16 protein-coding genes are annotated in these 18,703 nt (G+C 65.9%); 6 read left to right on the top strand and 10 right to left on the bottom strand.

Annotated elements, in window-relative coordinates:
- Positions 1-2 precede the first annotated feature (2 nt).
- The 5 genes from AC07PR_RS24460 to AC07PR_RS24440 all read left to right on the top strand — a co-directional run bounded on the left by AC07PR_RS24460 (position 3) and on the right by AC07PR_RS24440 (position 3,959).
- Positions 3-293 (top strand): XapX domain-containing protein, encoded by a 291-nt coding sequence (locus tag AC07PR_RS24460; RefSeq protein ID WP_377159185.1) that lies wholly within the window; start codon positions 3-5, stop codon positions 291-293.
- Positions 286-2,223: an amidohydrolase gene (locus AC07PR_RS24455; protein ID WP_495136858.1), complete on the top strand. Its 1,938-nt coding sequence runs from the start codon at positions 286-288 to the stop codon at positions 2,221-2,223. The genes AC07PR_RS24460 and AC07PR_RS24455 overlap by 8 nt, the downstream gene beginning before the upstream one ends.
- Before the next feature lie 93 nt (positions 2,224-2,316).
- A complete protein-coding gene (locus AC07PR_RS24450) occupies positions 2,317-2,769 on the top strand; it encodes a DoxX family protein (protein ID WP_495136857.1) in 453 nt (150 codons plus the stop codon).
- Positions 2,766-3,452 carry a YoaK family protein gene (locus tag AC07PR_RS24445; protein ID WP_431100698.1) on the top strand — a complete coding sequence of 229 codons (687 nt, stop codon included), beginning with the start codon at positions 2,766-2,768 and terminating at the stop codon, positions 3,450-3,452. The genes AC07PR_RS24450 and AC07PR_RS24445 overlap by 4 nt, the downstream gene beginning before the upstream one ends.
- Positions 3,453-3,491: 39 nt before the next feature.
- Positions 3,492-3,959, top strand: a complete 468-nt coding sequence (locus AC07PR_RS24440) for a RidA family protein (RefSeq protein ID WP_495136856.1) — start codon at positions 3,492-3,494, stop codon at positions 3,957-3,959.
- 24 nt (positions 3,960-3,983) lie between these two features.
- On the opposite strand, the gene AC07PR_RS24435 is transcribed toward AC07PR_RS24440, so the two are convergent.
- The 7 genes from AC07PR_RS24435 to AC07PR_RS24405 all read right to left on the bottom strand — a co-directional run bounded on the left by AC07PR_RS24435 (position 3,984) and on the right by AC07PR_RS24405 (position 13,448).
- Positions 3,984-4,481 (bottom strand): ankyrin repeat domain-containing protein, encoded by a 498-nt coding sequence (locus tag AC07PR_RS24435; RefSeq protein ID WP_495136855.1) that lies wholly within the window; start codon positions 4,479-4,481, stop codon positions 3,984-3,986.
- Positions 4,478-5,509: an RHS repeat domain-containing protein gene (locus AC07PR_RS24430; protein WP_495136854.1), complete on the bottom strand. Its 1,032-nt coding sequence runs from the start codon at positions 5,507-5,509 to the stop codon at positions 4,478-4,480. The genes AC07PR_RS24435 and AC07PR_RS24430 overlap by 4 nt, the downstream gene beginning before the upstream one ends.
- 14 nt (positions 5,510-5,523) lie before the next feature.
- Positions 5,524-7,893 (bottom strand): Ig-like domain repeat protein, encoded by a 2,370-nt coding sequence (locus AC07PR_RS24425; RefSeq protein WP_495136853.1) that lies wholly within the window; start codon positions 7,891-7,893, stop codon positions 5,524-5,526.
- Between the two features lie 25 nt (positions 7,894-7,918).
- Complete coding sequence (locus AC07PR_RS24420) at positions 7,919-9,934, bottom strand: hypothetical protein (protein WP_495136852.1); 2,016 nt, start codon at positions 9,932-9,934, stop codon at positions 7,919-7,921.
- A gap of 726 nt (positions 9,935-10,660) precedes the next feature.
- Complete coding sequence (locus AC07PR_RS24415; RefSeq protein ID WP_495136851.1) at positions 10,661-11,542, bottom strand: SMI1/KNR4 family protein; 882 nt, start codon at positions 11,540-11,542, stop codon at positions 10,661-10,663.
- Positions 11,543-11,684: 142 nt separating this feature from the next.
- Entirely contained in the window at positions 11,685-12,242 is a 558-nt protein-coding gene (locus tag AC07PR_RS24410; protein WP_088408626.1) for a single-stranded DNA-binding protein, read from the bottom strand.
- A 237-nt stretch (positions 12,243-12,479) separates the two neighbouring features.
- Positions 12,480-13,448, bottom strand: coding sequence for a GGDEF domain-containing protein (locus tag AC07PR_RS24405; RefSeq protein WP_495136850.1), 969 nt, complete (start codon positions 13,446-13,448; stop codon positions 12,480-12,482).
- Positions 13,449-13,574: 126 nt separating this feature from the next.
- On the opposite strand from AC07PR_RS24405, the gene recQ reads away from it, so the two are divergent.
- Complete coding sequence (gene recQ / locus AC07PR_RS24400; RefSeq protein ID WP_495136849.1) at positions 13,575-15,443, top strand: DNA helicase RecQ; 1,869 nt, start codon at positions 13,575-13,577, stop codon at positions 15,441-15,443.
- A gap of 166 nt (positions 15,444-15,609) precedes the next feature.
- On the opposite strand, the gene AC07PR_RS24395 is transcribed toward recQ, so the two are convergent.
- The 3 genes from AC07PR_RS24395 to AC07PR_RS24385 all read right to left on the bottom strand — a co-directional run bounded on the left by AC07PR_RS24395 (position 15,610) and on the right by AC07PR_RS24385 (position 18,577).
- Positions 15,610-15,912, bottom strand: coding sequence for a hypothetical protein (locus AC07PR_RS24395; RefSeq protein WP_483108179.1), 303 nt, complete (start codon positions 15,910-15,912; stop codon positions 15,610-15,612).
- Positions 15,913-16,229: 317 nt separating this feature from the next.
- Positions 16,230-16,412, bottom strand: coding sequence for a hypothetical protein (locus tag AC07PR_RS24390; protein WP_377159177.1), 183 nt, complete (start codon positions 16,410-16,412; stop codon positions 16,230-16,232).
- A gap of 155 nt (positions 16,413-16,567) precedes the next feature.
- A complete protein-coding gene (locus AC07PR_RS24385) occupies positions 16,568-18,577 on the bottom strand; it encodes a putative bifunctional diguanylate cyclase/phosphodiesterase (protein WP_495136848.1) in 2,010 nt (669 codons plus the stop codon).
- Positions 18,578-18,703: the final 126 nt, after the last annotated feature.

Raw genomic sequence — 18,703 nt, 5'->3', positions numbered from 1 at the left:
TCATGAATGCATATGTTTTGTCGGCCGCCGTGGGGCTGCTCGTCGGGGTGATCTATGGCGTGCTCAACGTGCGATCGCCGGCGCCGCCGGTGATCGCGCTGGTGGGCCTGCTGGGCATCCTCGCCGGCGAGCAGATCCCGCCGCTGGTGCGGCAATGGCTGCAGCGCGATACGCACCAGGCCAGCTGGATCGAGCAGAAGGTGCGCCCGCACATGTTCGGGCAGATGCCCGGGTGCGATCAGGCGAAGGCACAGGCCGGGACCCCGGCCAAGGCGGAGACCCATGATGTCTGAGACAGGATCCACCTCCTCATCGACGGCCGCTTCGGCGGCTTCTTCCGCTGCGGCGGCCTGGCCCGACCTGGTGCTGTTCAACGGCCGCTTCACGACGCTGGACCGCGCGCGGCCGCGCGCCGAGGCGGTCGCGATCAAGGACGGCCGCTTCCAGAGCGTCGGCGCCAACCAGGAGATCCTGGCGCTCGCCGGCCCCGCGACGCGCCGCATCGACCTGAAGGGCCGCGGCGTGCTGCCGGGCCTGATCGACAACCACCTGCACATCATCCGCGGCGGGCTCAACTTCAACATGGAGCTGCGCTGGGACGGCGTGCGCAGCCTGGCCGACGCGATGGCGATGCTCAAGGCGCAGGTCGACATCACGCCCGCGCCGCAGTGGGTGCGCGTGGTGGGCGGCTTCACCGAGCACCAGTTCGCCGAGAAGCGGCTGCCGACGATCGACGAGCTGAACGCCGTCGCGCCGGACACGCCGGTCTTCCTGCTGCACCTCTACGACCGCGCGTTGCTGAACGGCGCCGCGCTGCGGGCCGTCGGCTACACGCGCGAGACGCCCGAGCCTCCGGGCGGCCAGATCCTGCGCGACGCCGCCGGGAATCCCACTGGCTTGCTGCTGGCCAAGCCGAACGCATCGATCCTCTACGCGACGCTGGCCAAGGGCCCCAAGCTGCCGCCCGAGTACCAGCTCAACAGCACGCGCCACTTCATGCGCGAGCTCAACCGGCTCGGCGTCACCGGCGCGATCGATGCCGGCGGCGGTTTCCAGAACTATCCCGAGGATTACCAGATCATCCAGAAGCTGTCCGACGCCGGACAGCTGACGATCCGGCTGGCCTACAACCTCTTCACCCAGAAGGCGGGACAGGAGAAGGAGGACTTCCTCCATTGGGCGCAGTCGGTCACCTACAAGCAGGGGGACGACTACTTCCGCCACAACGGCGCGGGCGAGATGCTGGTCTTCTCCGCCGCCGACTTCGAGGACTTCCGCCAGCCGCGGCCGGACATGCCCGACCAGATGGAAGGCGAGCTCGAGGAGGTGGTGCGCATCCTGGTCCAGAACCGCTGGCCGTGGCGCATGCATGCGACCTACGACGAGACGATCTCGCGCGCGCTCGATGTCTTCGAGAAGGTCCATCGCGACACGCCGATCAACGGGCTGAACTGGTTCTTCGACCATGCGGAGACGATCTCGACGCGGTCGATGGACCGGATCGCCGCGATGGGCGGCGGCGTCGCGGTGCAGCACCGCATGGCCTACCAGGGCGAGTACTTCGTCGAGCGCTACGGCGCGCGAGCCGCCGAGGCGACGCCGCCGGTGGCCGAGATGCTGCGCCGGGGCATGAAGGTCTCGGCGGGGACGGACGCGACGCGGGTGGCCTCGTACAACCCGTGGGTGTCGCTGTCGTGGATGGTGACGGGACGCACCGTGGGCGGGCTGCAGATCACGCCGCAGCGCAACTGCCTGGACCGCGAGGCGGCGCTGCGCATGTGGACGGAGAACGTCACCTGGTTCTCGAACGAGCAGGGCAACAAGGGCCAGATCGCGGCGGGCCAGCTCGCCGACCTGGTCGTGCCGGACCGCGACTTCTTCGGCTGCCCGGAATCGGACATCGCGGACACGAGCGCGCTGCTGACGATGGTCGGCGGCAAGGTCGTGTGGGGCGCGGGCGAGTTCGCGGAGCTCGACGACTCGGCACCGCCGCCGGCGATGCCGGACTGGTCGCCGGTGCGGCGCTTCGGCGGCTATGGCGCGTGGGGCGCCCACGGCAGTGAGGGCAAGCCGCTGCAGGCGGCGATGCAGCGCGTCGCGTGCTGCGACACCGCGTGCGGTGTCCACGGGCATGCGCACGCGAACGCTTGGGCGTCGGAGATTCCGGCCTCGGATCTGCGCGGCTTCTGGGGCGCGCTGGGCTGCGCCTGCTGGGCCGTGTGAAGAGCGACGTGCAAGGAGCGCCGTGTAATGGGCGCTGTGATGGGCCCTGTGTGATGGGCGCTGTGATGGGCGACGCGTGATGAAAGCAGTGTGATGAGCGAGTTCCGAACCTTGAAGACCTTACCCCCCGCGGCGCCGCGGTGGGTCGAGAGGATCCTGCAATGGCCCACCTTCGGGTTCCTGCTTCGGGTGGGGTTGGCCTCGGCCTACCTCATCGGCGGGATCGACAAGGCGATGGACTTCCCCGGCGCGGTCGCGGAGCAGGCGCACTTCGGCCTGCAGCCGGCGGCGCTGTGGGCGGTGCTGGCGATCGCGGTGGAGCTGATCGGCGCGGTCCTGCTGATCGTCAACCGCCAGGTGTGGCTGGCGGCCGGCGCGCTGGGCGTGTTGACGCTGGTGGCGATGCTCGTCGCCAACAACTTCTGGGACCTGAGCGGTCAGGCGCGCTTCATGGCGAAGAACGCGTTCCTTGAGCACCTCGGCCTGATCTGTGCGCTGGCGATGGCGGCGAGGATCGCCGTGCTCGAGCGCAAGGGGGCGGCATGACCGGCGCGAAGAAGCTGCTGCTGGCAAGCCTCGCGCTGGGCTTCATCGGCGGGTACGTGGACACGGTGGGTTTCGTGGCGTTGTTCGGCCTGTTCACGGCGCATGTGACGGGCAACTTCGTGCTGATCGGCGCGGAGCTGAGCCGCGCGAGCGCCAACAGCGTGCTGCTGAAGCTGCTGGTATTCCCGACCTTCATCGCGGCGGTGGCGCTTGCGCGCTTGGTGGCGCTGCGCTGCGAGCGGACGAAGACGGTGGCGAGCCGGCCGCTGCTGGTGATGCAGACGGTGCTGCTGCTGGTGGCGCTGGTCTGCAGCGTGCCGGCGGGCGCGGTGCTCGCGCCGGATGCGCCGTGGGCGATGGCGACGGGGCTGTTCATGACGGCCGCGATGGGCGTGCAGAACGCGGCGGGACGGCTGGCGTGGCCGGCGCTGACGCCGACGACGGTGATGACCGGCAACGTCACGCAGGTGGTGATCGACAGCGTCGACCTGCTGCGCGGCGCGGCTGGCCCCGAGGTGCGGGACCGGTTGAAGCGGTTCATCTGGCCCGTGCTGGCGTTCGCGGTCGGTGCGCTGTCGGGGGCGTTTGCGTATGCAGGGTGGAAGTTCTGGTCCCTGCTATTACCGCTGGTGATGCTCGTCGGTCTGGTCGTGATGGATGTGAGGACGGATCACAAGGGGTGATCGCGTCAGAATGGGTCACTCCCTTTCGACGAGAACACCATGAGCAGAGACCAGGCCCTCACCCAGGCCGCCCAGCAACTGGGCTACGACTTCGACGGCGAGATCAAGGCCGGCGGCAACTACCAGCCGCTGATGCGCGACGGCAATACCGTCTACGTGAGCGGACAGGTGCCGCGCGTGAAGGACACCGTCGTGGTCACCGGCCGCGTCGGTGCCGAGGTGGACCTGGCCCGCGCGCAGCACGCCGCCAAGATCTGCGCGATGCGCGCGCTCGTGCTGCTGCAGCGCTCGCTCGGCTCGCTGGACGCGGTGAAGCAGATCCTGCGCTTGAACGTCTTCACGCAGTGCGCCGAGAACTTCACTCAGCTCAGCGAAGTGGCTGACGGCGCGTCGGAGCTGCTGGTGCAGGTGCTCGGCCTGGCAGGCACCCACGTGCGGACGTCGGTTGGCGTTTACGCGCTGCCGAAGAATGCGAGCGTGGAGTTGGACCTGACCGTGTCGGCTTAGGTTCGAGTCTCCCGCTCGCAATCGTCAAGGGCGGCCAACTCCGTAAGAGTCGATCAATTCAGCGGACTGGTCCTCCCCTTTCTCACGCGCAATCTCGCTCGCGGTCGATCCGGTCCGATCAGTCTTCGTCCTGTCTGCGCCACTCTCCAAGAGGAGCTGCAGGACGTCGATGCTTCCCCACGCTGCGGCACACATGAGCGGGGTGACGCCATCTGTCGTCAAGGCATCGATTTGTGCACCCCTGTGCAGCAAATATTCCGCCATTGCGGCCTGTCCGTTCGCGGCCGCTTCGTGGAGTGGCGTCATTTGGCGAATGCCACTGGTCTGCACCGATGCGCCGCGCCGTACCAGCAAATCGGCAATCGGAAGTAATCCCTGCGCAGCAGCGACCATGAGCGGTGTACGACCATGCACGCCGGCCTGATTCAGATCGACATGACTGAGTTCAATCTCCAATTGAGCAACTGGAGCCCCGGCAGAGATGTTTCGGATCACCTGCTCTATGCTTGTTTCATCGCTCATGGCAATAGGTTGAAGTTGCCCAGCTGAACACGATTCAACAGTTGCTGATAGGCCTCAAGCGTCATTGGTGTGCCAGGGGCGATAACAAAGTGCCCAGGTTTCCCGGACTGCATGATCAAAAGCCCTTCAGGCACGCCATTCAGAGGGAAAGCGCCGCCGTGCTTCTGAACGAATTTATCCAGCGGATCCACATTAATGGACAGGCCCTGAGGCTTGGGCGTCTTTCCGCCGCCAATTGTATGAATCAGGCCATCGGCTGCAGCATTGACGTCGATGCCCAGTCTCGCCTCCAGGCTCGAACCGCCGCGAAATAGCTGTACCGCCTCCGCTCCGGCCGAGTGCTCGGCGGCCTTCATCACGTCGACGCCAGCCTCTGCGACCTTGGCGAATTTCATCGGCGTGAAGTCCACGACGAGCATGGCGATCGCCAGGCCGTACTTTCCTTCGCCGATGCTTTCGATGGAACTGGTGCCGGGGATCATCGAGATCGCGATGGCGCCGGCGCGACGCGATCCCTCCCGTGCCTGGGCATGAGACATGCCGACGGGATCGGCCCAGCGTTTCATCTCCGGGTCTCGTCCGTCCGGATCGACGAACTTCAGCGGGTTGTTGTTCCCGTATGCGAACCGATTGAACGAGTGGATGTTGGTGACGCTGAAGTCGACCGGGTCGACGGACAGGAAACGTCCGAGGACCGGGTCGTAGTTGCGCGCGCCGAAGTCCTCCATCCCCGTGTCCGGGTCCAGGGGCTTGCCGTGGAACCACTGCTTGTTCGTCGAGGCCGGCTTCAGCATGCGATCGCCATAAGGGCGATAGCTCTCCTGCCACAGCAGGTTGCCGGAATCGTCCGTCGCCGCGACGGTCGATCCGGACGTGTCCTGGTGGTAATAGACGGTCTGCGCCTGCGCGCCGCCGGACGCGGAAAGTCCGACGACAAGGGCCAGCTGCGCAAGCGTCGCCGTCCAATGGCCGACACGCCGTCGGGCGGCATCCATGCCTGCCGTGATGAAGGATGTGTGGAGTCTCATGTGCTTGTCTCGCTTCAATCGTCCAGCAGGATCGAGAGGATGGCCGACAGCGCCGCTCCGGCGCCTCCAGAATCGACGCTCGTGGCCAACAGCGTGCTGCTCTGGGCGTTCGTGCCATCACCCGCGTACGCCGCAGTGAAGTTGTGGAAGCCGAAGGGCAGTGCCGCCGTCGTCAAGGTGGCGACGCCACCGCTGAGCGATCCCGAGCCGATGAAGGTGCCGTTGTCATAGAAGTTCACGACACCATCCGGCGTGCGTCCTCCCGTGACGGCAGCACGCAGCGTGACCGCCTGTCCCGGCTGGATCGCGGCCGCCGAACTCGTCAGCATCAATGCGGTCGAGAAGTACGCGGGCTGCGTCGTCGTGGCGATCTTCTGACCACCCAGGTAGACGTGCTCCTGCCGCTGATTGGCTTCGGGACTGAACTCCATCAGCAGGTCGCCGTTGCCAGCGTACACCTGGTAGGTGGTCTGCCCACCCTTGGTCCGGCTCTGGCGCATGCCGAGCGCATCGTAGGCATAGTCGACACGATCGGCCGTCCCGCACCGCGCGCAGGTCAGTCGCGAGTTGTCGTCGTACTCGAACGAGATGGCGCCATTGGAAGTGACATTGCCGCGGGGATCGTGCGTGTACTGACCGACCTTGGTACCCGACGTCGACTTCAACAGGTTGGAGGCCGGGTCGTAGACGTAGTCGAGTTGACCGCCGAAGGTCTGCTGCGTGATGTTGCCGGCGCCGTCGTAGGTGATCGGGAAAGACGCGGAACCCAGCCTGACCTCGGTCATGCGACTGATGCCGTCGTAACCGAAGCCGCGGTCGTTGGCGGCGTTGGCCGTGTCCACGATCGACTTGACGTTGTCTGAGGCGTCGTAATCCGCTGTGATGCCGACGAAGGTACGGCCGCCTTTGCCGACGGACACCGTCGACGGCCGTCGACGGTCATCCAACCCGAGCTGCGCGACCACGCCGTTGCCGTAAGTGACCGACTTGACGCCGCCGGACGGGTAGTAGTCGACCTGGGTCGCATAGGAACCGATCCTCGTCGCCCGACCCAAGGCGTCGGGCGCGAGGTCCAGAACGACCCCCTTCTTGGGATAGCCGATGCTCTTCAACCGATCGTTCACGTCGTAACCGTAGCTCGTCGCGAAGCTGTGCGCGCCGACGTCCAGCTTTCCCTCGATCAGGTTTTTGTCGTCGTCGTAGCTCCAGCTCCGGGTGCCCGCGCCGTTGGTCGCGGTCTTTGGCAGGCCGTTCTTGAACCAGGTCTGGGTAACGTTTCTGGACGCGTCGGGATATCGGATCGCGGTCAGGCGGCCGTGACCGTCCCGGTCGAAATAGGTCATTCCGCCGCCGCCGATCTGGATGGACGAAATGTTGTCGAACGGGTCACGGCCGTAGACGGTCGTTCCGGTCTCCGGATTCTTGGCCGACACGAGGAAGAAGCGACTGTCGTAGACGTAGCTGCGAGTGAAACCGCCCTGGGTGACCTCGGTGACCTGTCCCATGATGTTGCGCTTCAGGGACAGGTCGGAAGTCGGCGTCGACGTGTTCATCGCGATCAGGTCCGACATGTCCGGGCTGCCGAAGGCCCGGTAGGTATGGGTGACGACGTAGCCACGTTCGTCGGTCAGCTTGATCTGTGGCTGACCGCCGGGGCTGGCTAGATAGTCGTACGTCGCGAACGTGCCATCCACATGCGTGACGCGGGTCTTGCGTCCCAGTGCGTCATACGCGTAGCTGGTACCCGCCGTTGCAGAGGCGGAGGCTTCCACGGGATAGGACTTGAACGTGAGTCGTCCCATGGTGTCGTAGGTCCAGACCTGCTTCACGCCTCCGGTGATGCGTTCGACCAGACGCCCTCCCGAGTCGAACTTCTTGATATCCGTCAGGGGCCCACGAATCAACGTGTGCGTCTCCGGGGCGGAATCGCTGAACGGCGCATAGGTGATCGTCGCTGCATTGACATCCGACTTTGCATACGTGATCGACGTCGGACGGCAATAGACATCGCGTGTGTACTGCGTCGTCTTTCCCTCGCCGTCGGTCTCCGATACGACGCAGCCGAAATTATCGACGCTGCGGCTGATCGTGAACTGCTCGGGCATCCCCTCCGCGTGGACCTCGGTTTGAGGCACACCTCTCTTGTAGCTGCCGAAGCGCGTCACATAGCCGCGGGCGTCGGTCACGGTCTCTACCTCGCCACTGGACAAGTAGGTATAGCTTGTCGTGACGCCGTCGCGCGTTTCGGTAGCGATCTGCCGCTTGCCGGGCACAAAGGTCACAGTGGTCGTCGAATAGGTCTGAGCCTGCGCAATGGCACAGACCGACGACAAGGCGATCGCGCCGGCAACGCCGGCGACTCGTCGTTGATTGAACTTGCTCATTCGATTCTCTTGCTGTCGACGACCGTTAGGAGCAGAGCGCCGGATTGGTTTCGCACTTCGGCGGCTTCGTGGGCGGCACGTCCTTGGGAATGTCCGGACCGACAGTGACCTTCTCGATCTGGTCGAGGATGTTCAGGTCCATGTCGTTGTGGAAGACGGTCTGCGTCGCGCGCGTGGTGCCTCCTGGCCCCTCCTCGGTCTTCACCGAAGGACGACCGAACCAATCGAACACCCCGTAGTTCTCCTTGTATTGAACGCCGTCGCTCTTGATCGTCCGGGAGGTCATCACGCGGCGGTGAGGAAGACCACCGGGGTTGCGCAAGACGGCAAATTCGCTTCGGACGAAACCTTCTCCGTCGACGGTGCTCCGCAATCCGGAGACCGTCGGATACCCCATGTACTCGTAGGATTCCTCATAGGAATTGCCGATGGTCTTCTTCATCAGGGCGCCGTTCTTCCACGCCGACTCAGCGACGGTATTCAGGCAGTAGCGTTCTCCCCGATCCTCGTCCTTGAAGCCTTTATCCGGACCCCAGGCCTTTTTGGTGTAGAGCTTGGTGGGCGCGTTGTCCTTCGGCGCGAAGGATCCGCCACCGGCAAAATAGAACACAGTCCTGGCGGCCGGCTCGTCCAGCGTCACGACGTCATATTCGTCCTGCTTTTGTCCGCGCGTATATGTGTATCGCTCGAATCCGCCATTGCTGCGTTCGATCGAGCGAACTCGCTGGAGTCGGCGCGGTTGCATCACGAAGAGCGGCGCCGCGAATCCATCGTCTTGAGTGCGAATGCCTGTCGGATCAGATGGCGCATCGTTGAGAAAGGGATCCTTATCCTGAGGCCGAGACAACATCCTCCAGCATTCATTCCAGGTCATCGCCGGTTGAGGCGTATTGCTCACGTAGTCGATCTCCTCCGTCAGGCCTGAAGGATGCCGGATCGACTTCAGCGAATAGGACTTCGAGTTGTCTCCGCCATTGAGTGGATAGTGCGAGTATTCATAGCTGCGCCCGTCCGCGTAGGTCACGCGTTTCAGGAAGGAATAGAAGACCGTGGTCTCGTCGAAGGCGAATTCCGCGAGCCGCTTGCCTGCCATGGAGATCACCTGGATTTGCGGTTGGCGACCATCCTGGGTGCTGGCGAGCGCAGGCAGACCGTCGTCATAGGAAAGGTCGACCACCACGCCATCGTTGCGGCTGATCTGAACAGGGACGTTCAGGTAGCGTGCGTTTCCGATCGGAGCGTCGTGCGTGGTCCCGAAAGCGAACTTGCCGTCGGCTCGGCCACGGGGCTCGTACTTGATGTCGATCCGATTGCCGTCAAGGTCCGTGATCCTGGTTGCACGCACCAAGGTGTTTGCCATCTGGACACCCCACTCGCGCATTCCCATTTCGTAGCGCACCCCTGACGGATCGGTCGCCACAAGAGAGCTTCCCGTCGCCGGCTGGGTGCACTTGACCTTCCACCCCGAGGCCGTACGCATGGTGTCCGCGTTCGGGTATTCCGACGACCATTCCAGTGACATGACGGTCCCATCGCCGAGCTCGAGACGGGGCATGAGATAGAGGTTCGCAACGTAAGGGGTATTTGTTCTGGTCGGGCAGTAGTAGTCCTCGATCGACGCGTCCATCGGGATCGAGAACGTAATGCGTGGCCCGATGAAGTGGCGCCAGCCATAGCCCAATCCAACCCACTCCTGAGAGGCGACGCCGCCGCCGCCAGCGAATTGCCAAAAGAATGGGGACGTCTGCGACACGATGACACCGGTGTAGATGTCCACAGTCGGGAACATCTGAGTGCTGGAAGATGAATGGCCGTCGGTGGTCGCGGTATCGGTCCGGAACACCCGACTGATCTCAATCGGCAACTTTCCGGGAATCACAACATCCGTGTAGGACAGCGTGAGCTGTCCCGTATAAGGATCCACGCGCGATTTCGTGACGGGACGGGCGTCCGCATTCACGTTGTTCTTGGAGATGTCCTCGGCGGAGGCCGAACGCATGCCGAAGCATCCGATGGCCGCCATCGCCACAGCAAGGAACATCGCGCGGCTTCGCGCAGGCAGGGAGGGCGTCCTGTCCGAAGAAGATGCAAGAGGACGGCTCGGCAAGCTGGAGTGCATGTGGCGAGTTGGCTAGGTAGAGGAAATCGAGGACGTCGAACCACGGCCGTGCGCGCAAAGGCGCAACTGTGTGGTCGGGCGGGTCGAGAGGACGGTGCGATCGCGAAGGGATCGCACACGCGATCAACTGCCGGGCGGCAGGTCCGTCGGGGGTCTTGCGACAGGCGTCGGATCGCGCAGCAAGACGCGGATCGATGGTTCGATCATGGAAGCTCCCTCTTGAATCTTCTGGCTCCGCCGCTGTATCGCGGCGTGGGCGAGCCCCGTGCGGGACCGGCGCAGAGTATCAAAGGAAGCCCAACGCTGACCTCCGTTCGCGTTGGCCTCAAGCAATTGAATCAAGGATGTTTCTCGGGTGCCACGAACTCGTTATTTGTTCGTTAAGTCGTGGGCGAGTAGCGCACGCATCCAGACTTGCGCTGCAAACCGAACGAGAAGAGGGAAGGTGCCTCCCACCCGTCACGTCATCGTGTTGCTGATCGGCATTTGCGGGAGACGCCGCGCCGACGTAGGTTTGTCCCGTGCACGAACGGATGGAAAGTGCACGCCCGTTACAGCCGCCTCGACGACCTGACACCCGTCATCTTCGTTGGCGACGGGCAGGAAGCATGGGCTCAGTAGCGATCGGGCAAGCGCGGTTCCAACGCCTCACGAGGCGCCACCATAGAGCGCGCTGTCATCCGCGATGTACAGCGTAGCGAAGGCGGAGAAGCTCGGGGCGATCACCCTGACCCGGCCTTCTCCGTAGAGGGCCACGACCGTTCCCAATGGTCCGTCGGGGTCGACGCAAATGCCGTAGTCGTTCATGCCGACGACCCATTCGCAGAACTTGAGATATCCGGGCTGCACGAGGTACTCCTCTCGCAGGGGGAAGAACTCGAACGTCTGGTCGTCGCAGTCATCCCAGGTGCCTTCCGCCTTGAAACCGTTCGCGAGGCGCAGGTAGGCCGCGAAGTCCTCCGGCAGACGGATGGCATGGCGGCGTTCGAAGTCGGTGATCTCCGCATCGGACAGGCCGGGGGCCAGCCGCATGGTCGACTGCCGGCCCCAGTGCTTCAACAGGGGCTTCAAAGTGGCGGAGAAGCGCTCGTTCATGCCTGACCCTTGCGCGCCATCGGGTGGCGGCACGGCATTCGCGGCAGCAAGGTGAGCGAGCGCGTCCTTCAAGCCTTGCCGTTTTCGAACGACGTCCTGGATCCTCCATACGGACAGTCGGAGCATCGTCAAGCCGATCATCACGGCGGCCCATGACGGCATGATCCTGGTGGCGAGGAAGATCGAGCAGGCCGTGACGAGACCCGCGGGCACCAGGCCCAGCCACGGATTCCATCCCTGGACGATCTGGACTTCGCCCGTGGTCGGCAGACACCATCCCAGGACGCGCCTTTCCTTCGGACTGTCGAATGCGACGACCGCTGGTACGCCTCTCAACGCCTGAGGTTTGCCGACGAGTGGCAGTGCGTAGTGGGCGCGCCCGTCGACGCGGACGCTGACCACCATCGACGACGATCCCCACTTGATCGGCGACACGTCGAAGACTTCGAAGGACTGCGCGAGGCGCACCTCGGGCGATGGACGGGATTCAGTGGTCATCGGCGATGAAAAAGGCCCGCGGCAGTGATGCCGGCGGGCCTCGTTCGTTCAGACATCGGTTCGTCGGGAACCAGGTCGATCAGAACGGAATATCGTCATCCATGTCGTCGAAGCCGGTCGCGGCCTTCGGCGCGGGGGCCGGGGCGCGAGGGGCTGCCGCGCGGGGAGCCGGCGCGCGCGGCGCGTCGAAGTCGCCGCTGTCGCGACCGCTGCCGCCGCCACCCTGGCCACCGCCTTGACCGCCGCCGCGCTGCTCGCGGCTGTAGCCGCCACCACCGCCACCGCCCATCTCATCGCCGCCGTCACGGCCGCCCAGCAGTTGCATCTGCTCGGCAATGATCTCGGTGGTGTAGTTGTCCTTGCCTTCCTTGTCCTGCCACTTGCGGGTCTTCAGGCGGCCTTCGACGTAGACCGGGCGGCCCTTCTTCAGGTACTCGCCGGCGATCTCGGCCAGGCGGTCGTAGAACACCACACGGTGCCATTCGGTCTCTTCCTGGCGCTCGCCGCCTTCGCGGCTCTTCCAGTTGCGCGTCGTCGCGATGCTCACGTTGCACACCGCGCTGCCGCTCGGCGTGTAGCGCAGTTCGGGATCACGGCCCAGGTTGCCGAGGATGATGACTTTGTTGACCGAGGCCATGGTGGTTGCCTTCGCTTGCGTATGGTTGGGGTGTTCTGAAAAGGATGCTTTTGCGCCGCCAATCGCCCGGAACAGGCGTTTCGGGTTGCATTGAGCTGTTTCGGACCGGTTCGGCTTCCCGAAACGCGGCGCAGGCGTCGGATTATGCCGCCTGCCCTTTCCCAGGACACTTCCAAGCAAACACCAATCCGATGGCATCTCCAAGTCGCTGAACGACCTGGATCGGGAGCCCGCGGCTCAGTCCAGCCGCCGCCTCGACTGCTTGTGCGCGTACATCGCCGCGTCCGCCTGCTGCATCAGTTCGTCCAGGGCCAGCGGCTGCTCTGCGGACATCGCCGCGTCACCCACGCTGAAGGCCAGTTGGTAGCCTCGCTGCGCGCGCAGATTGAGCGCGCCGACCTGCGTCCGCACCCGCTCCAGCGCCGGGGCCATCTGCTCGGTGGCCGTGCCGCTGAGCAGCGCCACGAACTCGTCCCCGCCGGTGCGGGCCACCACGTCCGACGCCCGCAGGCAGAAGCGCAGGATGTCCGCGAAGGACTTCAGCGCCCAGTCGCCCTCCGCGTGGCCGTAGCGATCGTTGACGTGCTTGAAGTGATCCAGATCGAAGTACAGCATCGTCGCCGGCCACTGCTGGCGCCGGCAGAGCGCCAGCACGTGGCCCGCCTGCGATTCGAAGCCACGCCGGTTCGCGAGACCCGTGAGTTCGTCGACCATCGCCATGTACATCGCCGCGAACTGCTGTTCGACCATGAAGGCCAGATCGCGCAGCGTCGCCTGGTCGTCCGCGTCGAAGCCGCGCGGCACGCGGTCGATCAGGCACAGCGTGCCGAGCCGGTGACCGCTCGGCGCACGCACCGGGCAGCCCGCGTAGAAGCGGATGTGCGGCGGGCCGGTCACCAGCGGGTTGTCGGCGAAGCGCGGATCCGCATGCGCGTCGGGGATCAGCAGGATGTCTTCCGACAGGATGGCGTGGCCGCAGAAGCTGAGGTCGCGCGGTGTTTCGCGCACGTCGAGGCCCTGCGCGGACTTGAACCATTGCCGGTCCGCGTCGATCAGGCTGACCAGCGCGATCGGCACCTGGAACAGCCGTCTGGCCATCCGCGTCAGGCGGTCGAAGCGTTCCTCGGGATCCGTGTCCAGCACCTGCAGCACGCGCAGCGTGGACAGGCGGGCGTTCTCGTCATCGGGCAACGGCGCAGCGATCATGGTCGACGTGTCTGCCTGTGCTGTGGAGGTTCGATGCCGCTCTGCGCCGACCGCGGCCCGGATCTCGGCCCGATCGGGATCGGGTCAACGGCGGACCCGTCGATGTGCGGGACAATCGAGAGCTCCATGAGTTCGTCCAGCCATCATCCCGTCCCGCTCGACATCCTGCAAGAGGTGTTCGGTTACAGCGCCTTTCGCGGCCAGCAGGCCTCGATCGTCGATCACGTGACCGCCGGCAGCGACGCGCTGGTCCTCATGCCCACCGGCGGCGGCAAGTCGCTCTGCTACCAGATCCCCGCGATCGCGCGTCAGCGCGCCGGCCATGGCGTCACCGTGGTCGTCAGTCCGCTGATCGCCCTGATGCACGACCAGGTCGGCGCGCTCGAGGAGGCCGGCGTCGAGGCCGCGTTCCTCAACTCCACGCAGACGTCCGAGGAAACGCAGCGCATCGAGCGCGAGATGCTCGCCGGCCGCATCACGCTGCTGTACGCCGCGCCGGAACGCGTCAACACGCCGCGCTTCATCGCGCAGATGCAGTCGCTGTACGAGCGCGGCCTGCTCAGCCTGTTCGCGATCGACGAGGCGCATTGCGTCAGCCAGTGGGGCCACGACTTCCGCAGCGAGTACCTGTCGCTGAGCCTGCTCCACGAGCGCTTCCCCGACATCCCGCGCATCGCGCTGACGGCCACCGCCGACGACATCACCCGCGCCGACATCATCGAGCGGCTGCAGCTCGAAGAGGCGCGGGTCTTCGTCGCGTCCTTCGACCGGCCCAACATCCGCTACCTGATCGTCGAGAAGGACAGCCCGCGCGAGCAGCTGCTGCGCTTCATCCAGGACGAGCACGAGGACGCGGCCGGCGTCGTCTACTGCCAGAGCCGCAAGAAGGTCGACGAGACCGCCGACTGGCTGCGGTCCAAGGGCATCAACGCGCTGCCGTACCACGCGGGCATGGAGCAGGACCAGCGCAAGCGCCACCAGGACCGCTTCCTGCGCGAGGACGGCATCGTCATGGTCGCGACCATCGCCTTCGGCATGGGCATCGACAAGCCCGACGTGCGCTTCGTCGCCCACCTGGACCTGCCCAAGAACATCGAGGGCTATTACCAGGAGACCGGCCGCGCCGGTCGCGACGGCGCGCCGGCCGAGGCGTGGATGGCCTATGGGCTTGCAGACGTCGTCCAGCAGCGGCGCATGATCGACGAGAGCCCGTCCACCGACGAATTCAAGCAGGTGCAGCGCGGCAAGCTCGACGCGCTGCTCGCGCTGGCCGAGGCCATCGACTGCCGGCGAGTGCGGCTGCTGGCCTACTTCGGCGAAGACAGCCAGCCCTGCGGCAACTGCGACAACTGCCTGAACCCGCCCGCGACCTGGGATGCGACCGAGGCGGCGCGGATGGCGCTGTCGTGCATCTACCGCTTCCATCAGGTGACGGGATTCAGCTTCGGCTCCGGTCACCTGATCGACGTGCTGCGCGGCAAGGAGACCGACAAGGTCAAGCAGTACCGGCACCACGAGCTGAGCACCTGGAGCGTCGGCGCATCGCTCAGCGAGCAGCAGTGGCGCGCGGTGATCCGCCAGCTGATCGCGCTGGGCTACGCGGTGACGGAGGGCGAATACAACACGCTCTCCCTCGGCGGCGAGGCCAAGGCCGTGCTGCGCGGCGAAGTGCGGATGCTGCTGCGTCAGCCCGCCACGCCGACCAAGCGGAGCAAGTCCAGCCGCACGGGCGCGTCGTCGGCCCGGCGCTCGGAAGCGGAAGCCGATCTGGACGCGGCGGCGCAGGGGCGCTTCGACGCGCTCAAGACCTGGCGCGCCGAGGTGGCGCGCGAACACGGGTTGCCGGCCTACGTGATCTTCCAGAACGTCACGCTCGCGGAGCTCGCGCGCGTGCAGCCGAAGTCCCTCGACGAGATGTCCGGCATCAGCGGCATCGGCGCGAAGAAGCTCGAGGCCTACGGCGACGCGCTGCTGCGCGTGCTGAGCGAGGACTGACCCCCAGGCCCCGTCGGGCCCTTCGTCGCGTCATGCGATCGCCATGCGGTCGTCATGCGATCGCCCTGATGAAAAGGAAAACGCCCGGCAATGCCGGGCGTTTTCGTTGGCGAGCGCTACAGCTGATCTGCCGCGGTCGCCGCTCTGACAGCGCAACCGCGGGAGCTCAGCAGAGCTGGGTGGTGCAACCGACCTGCGCGGCCGAAGCCAGTTGCCGGCCGTCGGCCGACGTGTCGCGGCGGCCGGTGATGTAGACCGTGGGCAGCTGCGTGCGCTTGGCGGTGATGACCACCGGATCCAGCGTGATGACGGCGGCGCGTTGCTCGCGCTGTTCCTGCACGTGGAGCAGGCTGAATGCGATCGCCAGCGTGGCGCCGATGCCGAAGGCGAAGGCCTTGAAGCTCGCGGCGCCGGTCATGCCGATGCGCGGGCTGCGGGTGGAACGGGTCTTGGAAGTGGTGGTGCTCATGTCGATCTCCTTGAAGGGGTTGCGTGTGTCAGTGAAGTCAGTGTCGTCATTGCGACCCTGCTTCGCGAGCCACAAGCGACGAATGCGCGCGGCAGCGGAGTGAACTGCGCGGAATCGCGACGAATGGATGAGTGGAAGACCTCGATCGCCGGGATCGCCCATTCCATCGGTGTTCTGAGCGATCTGGCTTCCTGTGTCCGCGGACACATCGGACACTGAGGACACCCGGAGCGGTCAAAAAAAAGAAGCCCGCTGGTCAGGCGGGCTTCGAAATGCCGGGGGGAAGCGTGGCGTCTATCGGAGCGCAGGCCGCACGGTCATCCGCGCGGCTTGCTGGCCTCATCGGCCTGAGGTCCCGGCATGGTCTGCTCGGCCCAGTGCAGGGGCAGGGTGTTGGACGGACGCGCGGCCTCGTTCGTGTCCGCCAGCCACAAGGCGATGACGGCGGCACTGGCCACGGCGGCCAGGGCGGTGAGGAAGGTCTTTGCGGCGTCGTTCATGGTGGTCCCCTGCGGTGTCTTTCCTGTCCTGGAAGGTTCAACGAGGTTGGACTGTGCGCCGCCGTCCATGACAAGGCCATCCGGACGCGACGAATTGCCGCAATCGCGCGCCGAAATGCCGGCCAGCCGGCTGAACGGAAGTTAGGGGGGTGGTCTCAGACGCTCGCGGCGAGCGATGCCCCAGCCTGGGGCGGCCAGGCGGCCAGCCGGTCCGCCAGCGCCACGGCGGGCTGCGGCCGGCAGTAGAGATAGCCCTGCTGCTGCCAGCAGCCGAGCGCCAGCAGCGCGTCGCGCTGCGCCTCGGTCTCGACGCCCTCGGCGACGACGTCGATGCTGAGCGCCTCGGCCATGCCCATCATGGCGCGGACCAGCGCCCGGTCGTCGGCGCTGGTGGGCAGGTCGCGGACGAAGGCGCGGTCGATCTTCAGGCGCGCCGGGCGCAGCAGCTTCAGATAGGCGAGCGAGGAATACCCCGTCCCGAAGTCGTCCACCGACAGGCTCAGGCCCAGTTCCGACAGACGCGCCAGCGTCTGCAGGACGGTGTCGGTGTCGGTCAGCAGCGAGCTCTCGGTCAGCTCGATCGCCAGTTCGCCGGGAGCGACGGCGTGGCGGCGCATCGACTCGGCGATGCGCTCGGCCAGCCGGGGTTCCCGGAACTGCAGCGCCGACAGGTTGATCGAGATCGGCCCCGGGTGCCGCCCCGCCGTCTTCCAGCGCGCCAGCTGAGCGCAGGCCTGCTCGATCGTGCTCCAGCCGAGCGCCAGGATCTGCCCCGTCTCTTCCGCCAGCTCGATGAACTGGCCCGGCATGACCAGACCCCGCTGCGGATGCTGCCAGCGCATCAGCGCCTCCAGCCCCGACCACTCGCCGGTGCGGGCGTCCACGACGGCCTGGTAATGGAGCAGCAGCTCGTCGCGTTCGAGCGCCAGCTTCAGCTCGCGCTCGAGTTCCATCCGCTCCACCGCCGCCGCGTCCATGTCCTGCTGGAAGAAGCTGTAGCGCGACCGGCCCATCTGCTTGGCGCGGTACATGGCCAGGTCGGCGTGCCGGACCAGCGTGTCGAAGTCCTCGCCGTCGCGCGGGAACAGCGCGATGCCGACGCTGGCCGACACGCTCGCCACGCCGCCTTCGAGCTGCAGCGGCGCGTTCAGCGCCTCGATCAGCCGCTGCGCCGCATGCCCGACGTGCTCGCTCGAATCGCGCATCAGCAGCAGGAACTCGTCGCCGCTGACGCGGCAGGCCAGGTCAGATTCACGCACCGCCTGGCGCAGGCGCTCGCTGGCCTGCAGCAGCATGCGATCGCCGGCCGCGTGGCCGAGCGAGTCGTTGATCGCCTTGAAGCGGTCCAGGTCGACGAACAGCAGCGCCAGATGCGTCTGCTCGCGGCGCGCCACGGCGGCCTCGTGCAGGAACACCTCGCGGAACAGCGTCCGGTTGGGCAGTCCGGTCAGGTGGTCGTACATCGCCAGCTGATGCAGCTGCGCGTTCTTGCTTTCCATGTCCGCCAGCAGGCCGGCGATCTGCTGGCCCATCTGGTCCAGGTGGACGCCCAGCTGGCCCAGCTCGTCCTTGCGGTTCCAGCGCAGGCGCGGGACCGGCTGGCGTTCGGCGATCGCGCTGGCCAGCTGCTTCAGGCGGTCGATCGGTCGCACCAGACGCAGATAGAAGACCAGCAGCACGATGACGACACCCGCCGCCACCTGGAACGCCACGATCAGCGCCGTCTGCTGACGGCCTTCTTCCAGCATGCGCTCCTGCGCGGCGTCGTCGAACTGCACACGCAGGCTGCCCAGCACCTGCGCGTCGCGCTGGATGGTCGCCGCCAGCGTGACCGTCGGCCAGCCAGGGCTGCACTTGGTGCGGACGACATCGCGGGTGTCGGCGCGTTCCTCGCTGAGCTCGACCGCGCAGACGTTCACGTCCGACAGCAGCTGATCCAGCGCCCGCTGCACCGCCGGACTGTCCACCGTCCACAGCGGCTCGGCCAGACCGTTCGCGGCGAGCGTCAGCACGGCCGCGCGCTGGCCTTCCAGCACCGGCTCCAGGCTGCGCCGGATGAAGGCATCGCTGAACGCCACCAGCGCCAGCGCCGGCACGGCGATTCCGATCACCACCGCAAGCAGGATCACGCTGCGCAGCGACAGCGACGGCGCTTTGAGCTTCATCAAGGAGGGTGGGGCAGAGGGGGATGGCTGATTCTGCACGTCCGAAATGTGGGAGCCCCCCCGCAAAGACGGGGTCACCGGGAAGGATTTAGGCATTCCTCCCGCTGCCACGCGGTGTCAGCAGGG

The organism is Roseateles sp. GW821-FHT09H11, from assembly GCF_059415845.1.
This window is presented reverse-complemented; position numbering and strand designations above follow the sequence as displayed.

Bases quoted from the DNA above. Each gene is read 5' to 3' on its own strand.
- AC07PR_RS24460 (WP_377159185.1), top strand. From the start codon at position 3: ATGAATGCATATGTTTTGTCGGCCGCCGTGGGGCTGCTCGTCGGGGTG.
- AC07PR_RS24455 (WP_495136858.1), top strand. From the start codon at position 286: ATGTCTGAGACAGGATCCACCTCCTCATCGACGGCCGCTTCGGCGGCT.
- AC07PR_RS24450 (WP_495136857.1), top strand. From the start codon at position 2,317: ATGAGCGAGTTCCGAACCTTGAAGACCTTACCCCCCGCGGCGCCGCGG.
- AC07PR_RS24445 (WP_431100698.1), top strand. From the start codon at position 2,766: ATGACCGGCGCGAAGAAGCTGCTGCTGGCAAGCCTCGCGCTGGGCTTC.
- AC07PR_RS24440 (WP_495136856.1), top strand. From the start codon at position 3,492: ATGAGCAGAGACCAGGCCCTCACCCAGGCCGCCCAGCAACTGGGCTAC.
- AC07PR_RS24435 (WP_495136855.1), bottom strand. From the start codon at position 4,481: ATGAGCGATGAAACAAGCATAGAGCAGGTGATCCGAAACATCTCTGCC.
- AC07PR_RS24430 (WP_495136854.1), bottom strand. From the start codon at position 5,509: ATGAGACTCCACACATCCTTCATCACGGCAGGCATGGATGCCGCCCGA.
- AC07PR_RS24425 (WP_495136853.1), bottom strand. From the start codon at position 7,893: ATGAGCAAGTTCAATCAACGACGAGTCGCCGGCGTTGCCGGCGCGATC.
- AC07PR_RS24420 (WP_495136852.1), bottom strand. From the start codon at position 9,934: ATGTTCCTTGCTGTGGCGATGGCGGCCATCGGATGCTTCGGCATGCGT.
- AC07PR_RS24410 (WP_088408626.1), bottom strand. From the start codon at position 12,242: ATGGCCTCGGTCAACAAAGTCATCATCCTCGGCAACCTGGGCCGTGAT.
- AC07PR_RS24405 (WP_495136850.1), bottom strand. From the start codon at position 13,448: ATGATCGCTGCGCCGTTGCCCGATGACGAGAACGCCCGCCTGTCCACG.
- recQ (WP_495136849.1), top strand. From the start codon at position 13,575: ATGAGTTCGTCCAGCCATCATCCCGTCCCGCTCGACATCCTGCAAGAG.
- AC07PR_RS24395 (WP_483108179.1), bottom strand. From the start codon at position 15,912: ATGAGCACCACCACTTCCAAGACCCGTTCCACCCGCAGCCCGCGCATC.
- AC07PR_RS24390 (WP_377159177.1), bottom strand. From the start codon at position 16,412: ATGAACGACGCCGCAAAGACCTTCCTCACCGCCCTGGCCGCCGTGGCC.
- AC07PR_RS24385 (WP_495136848.1), bottom strand. From the start codon at position 18,577: ATGAAGCTCAAAGCGCCGTCGCTGTCGCTGCGCAGCGTGATCCTGCTT.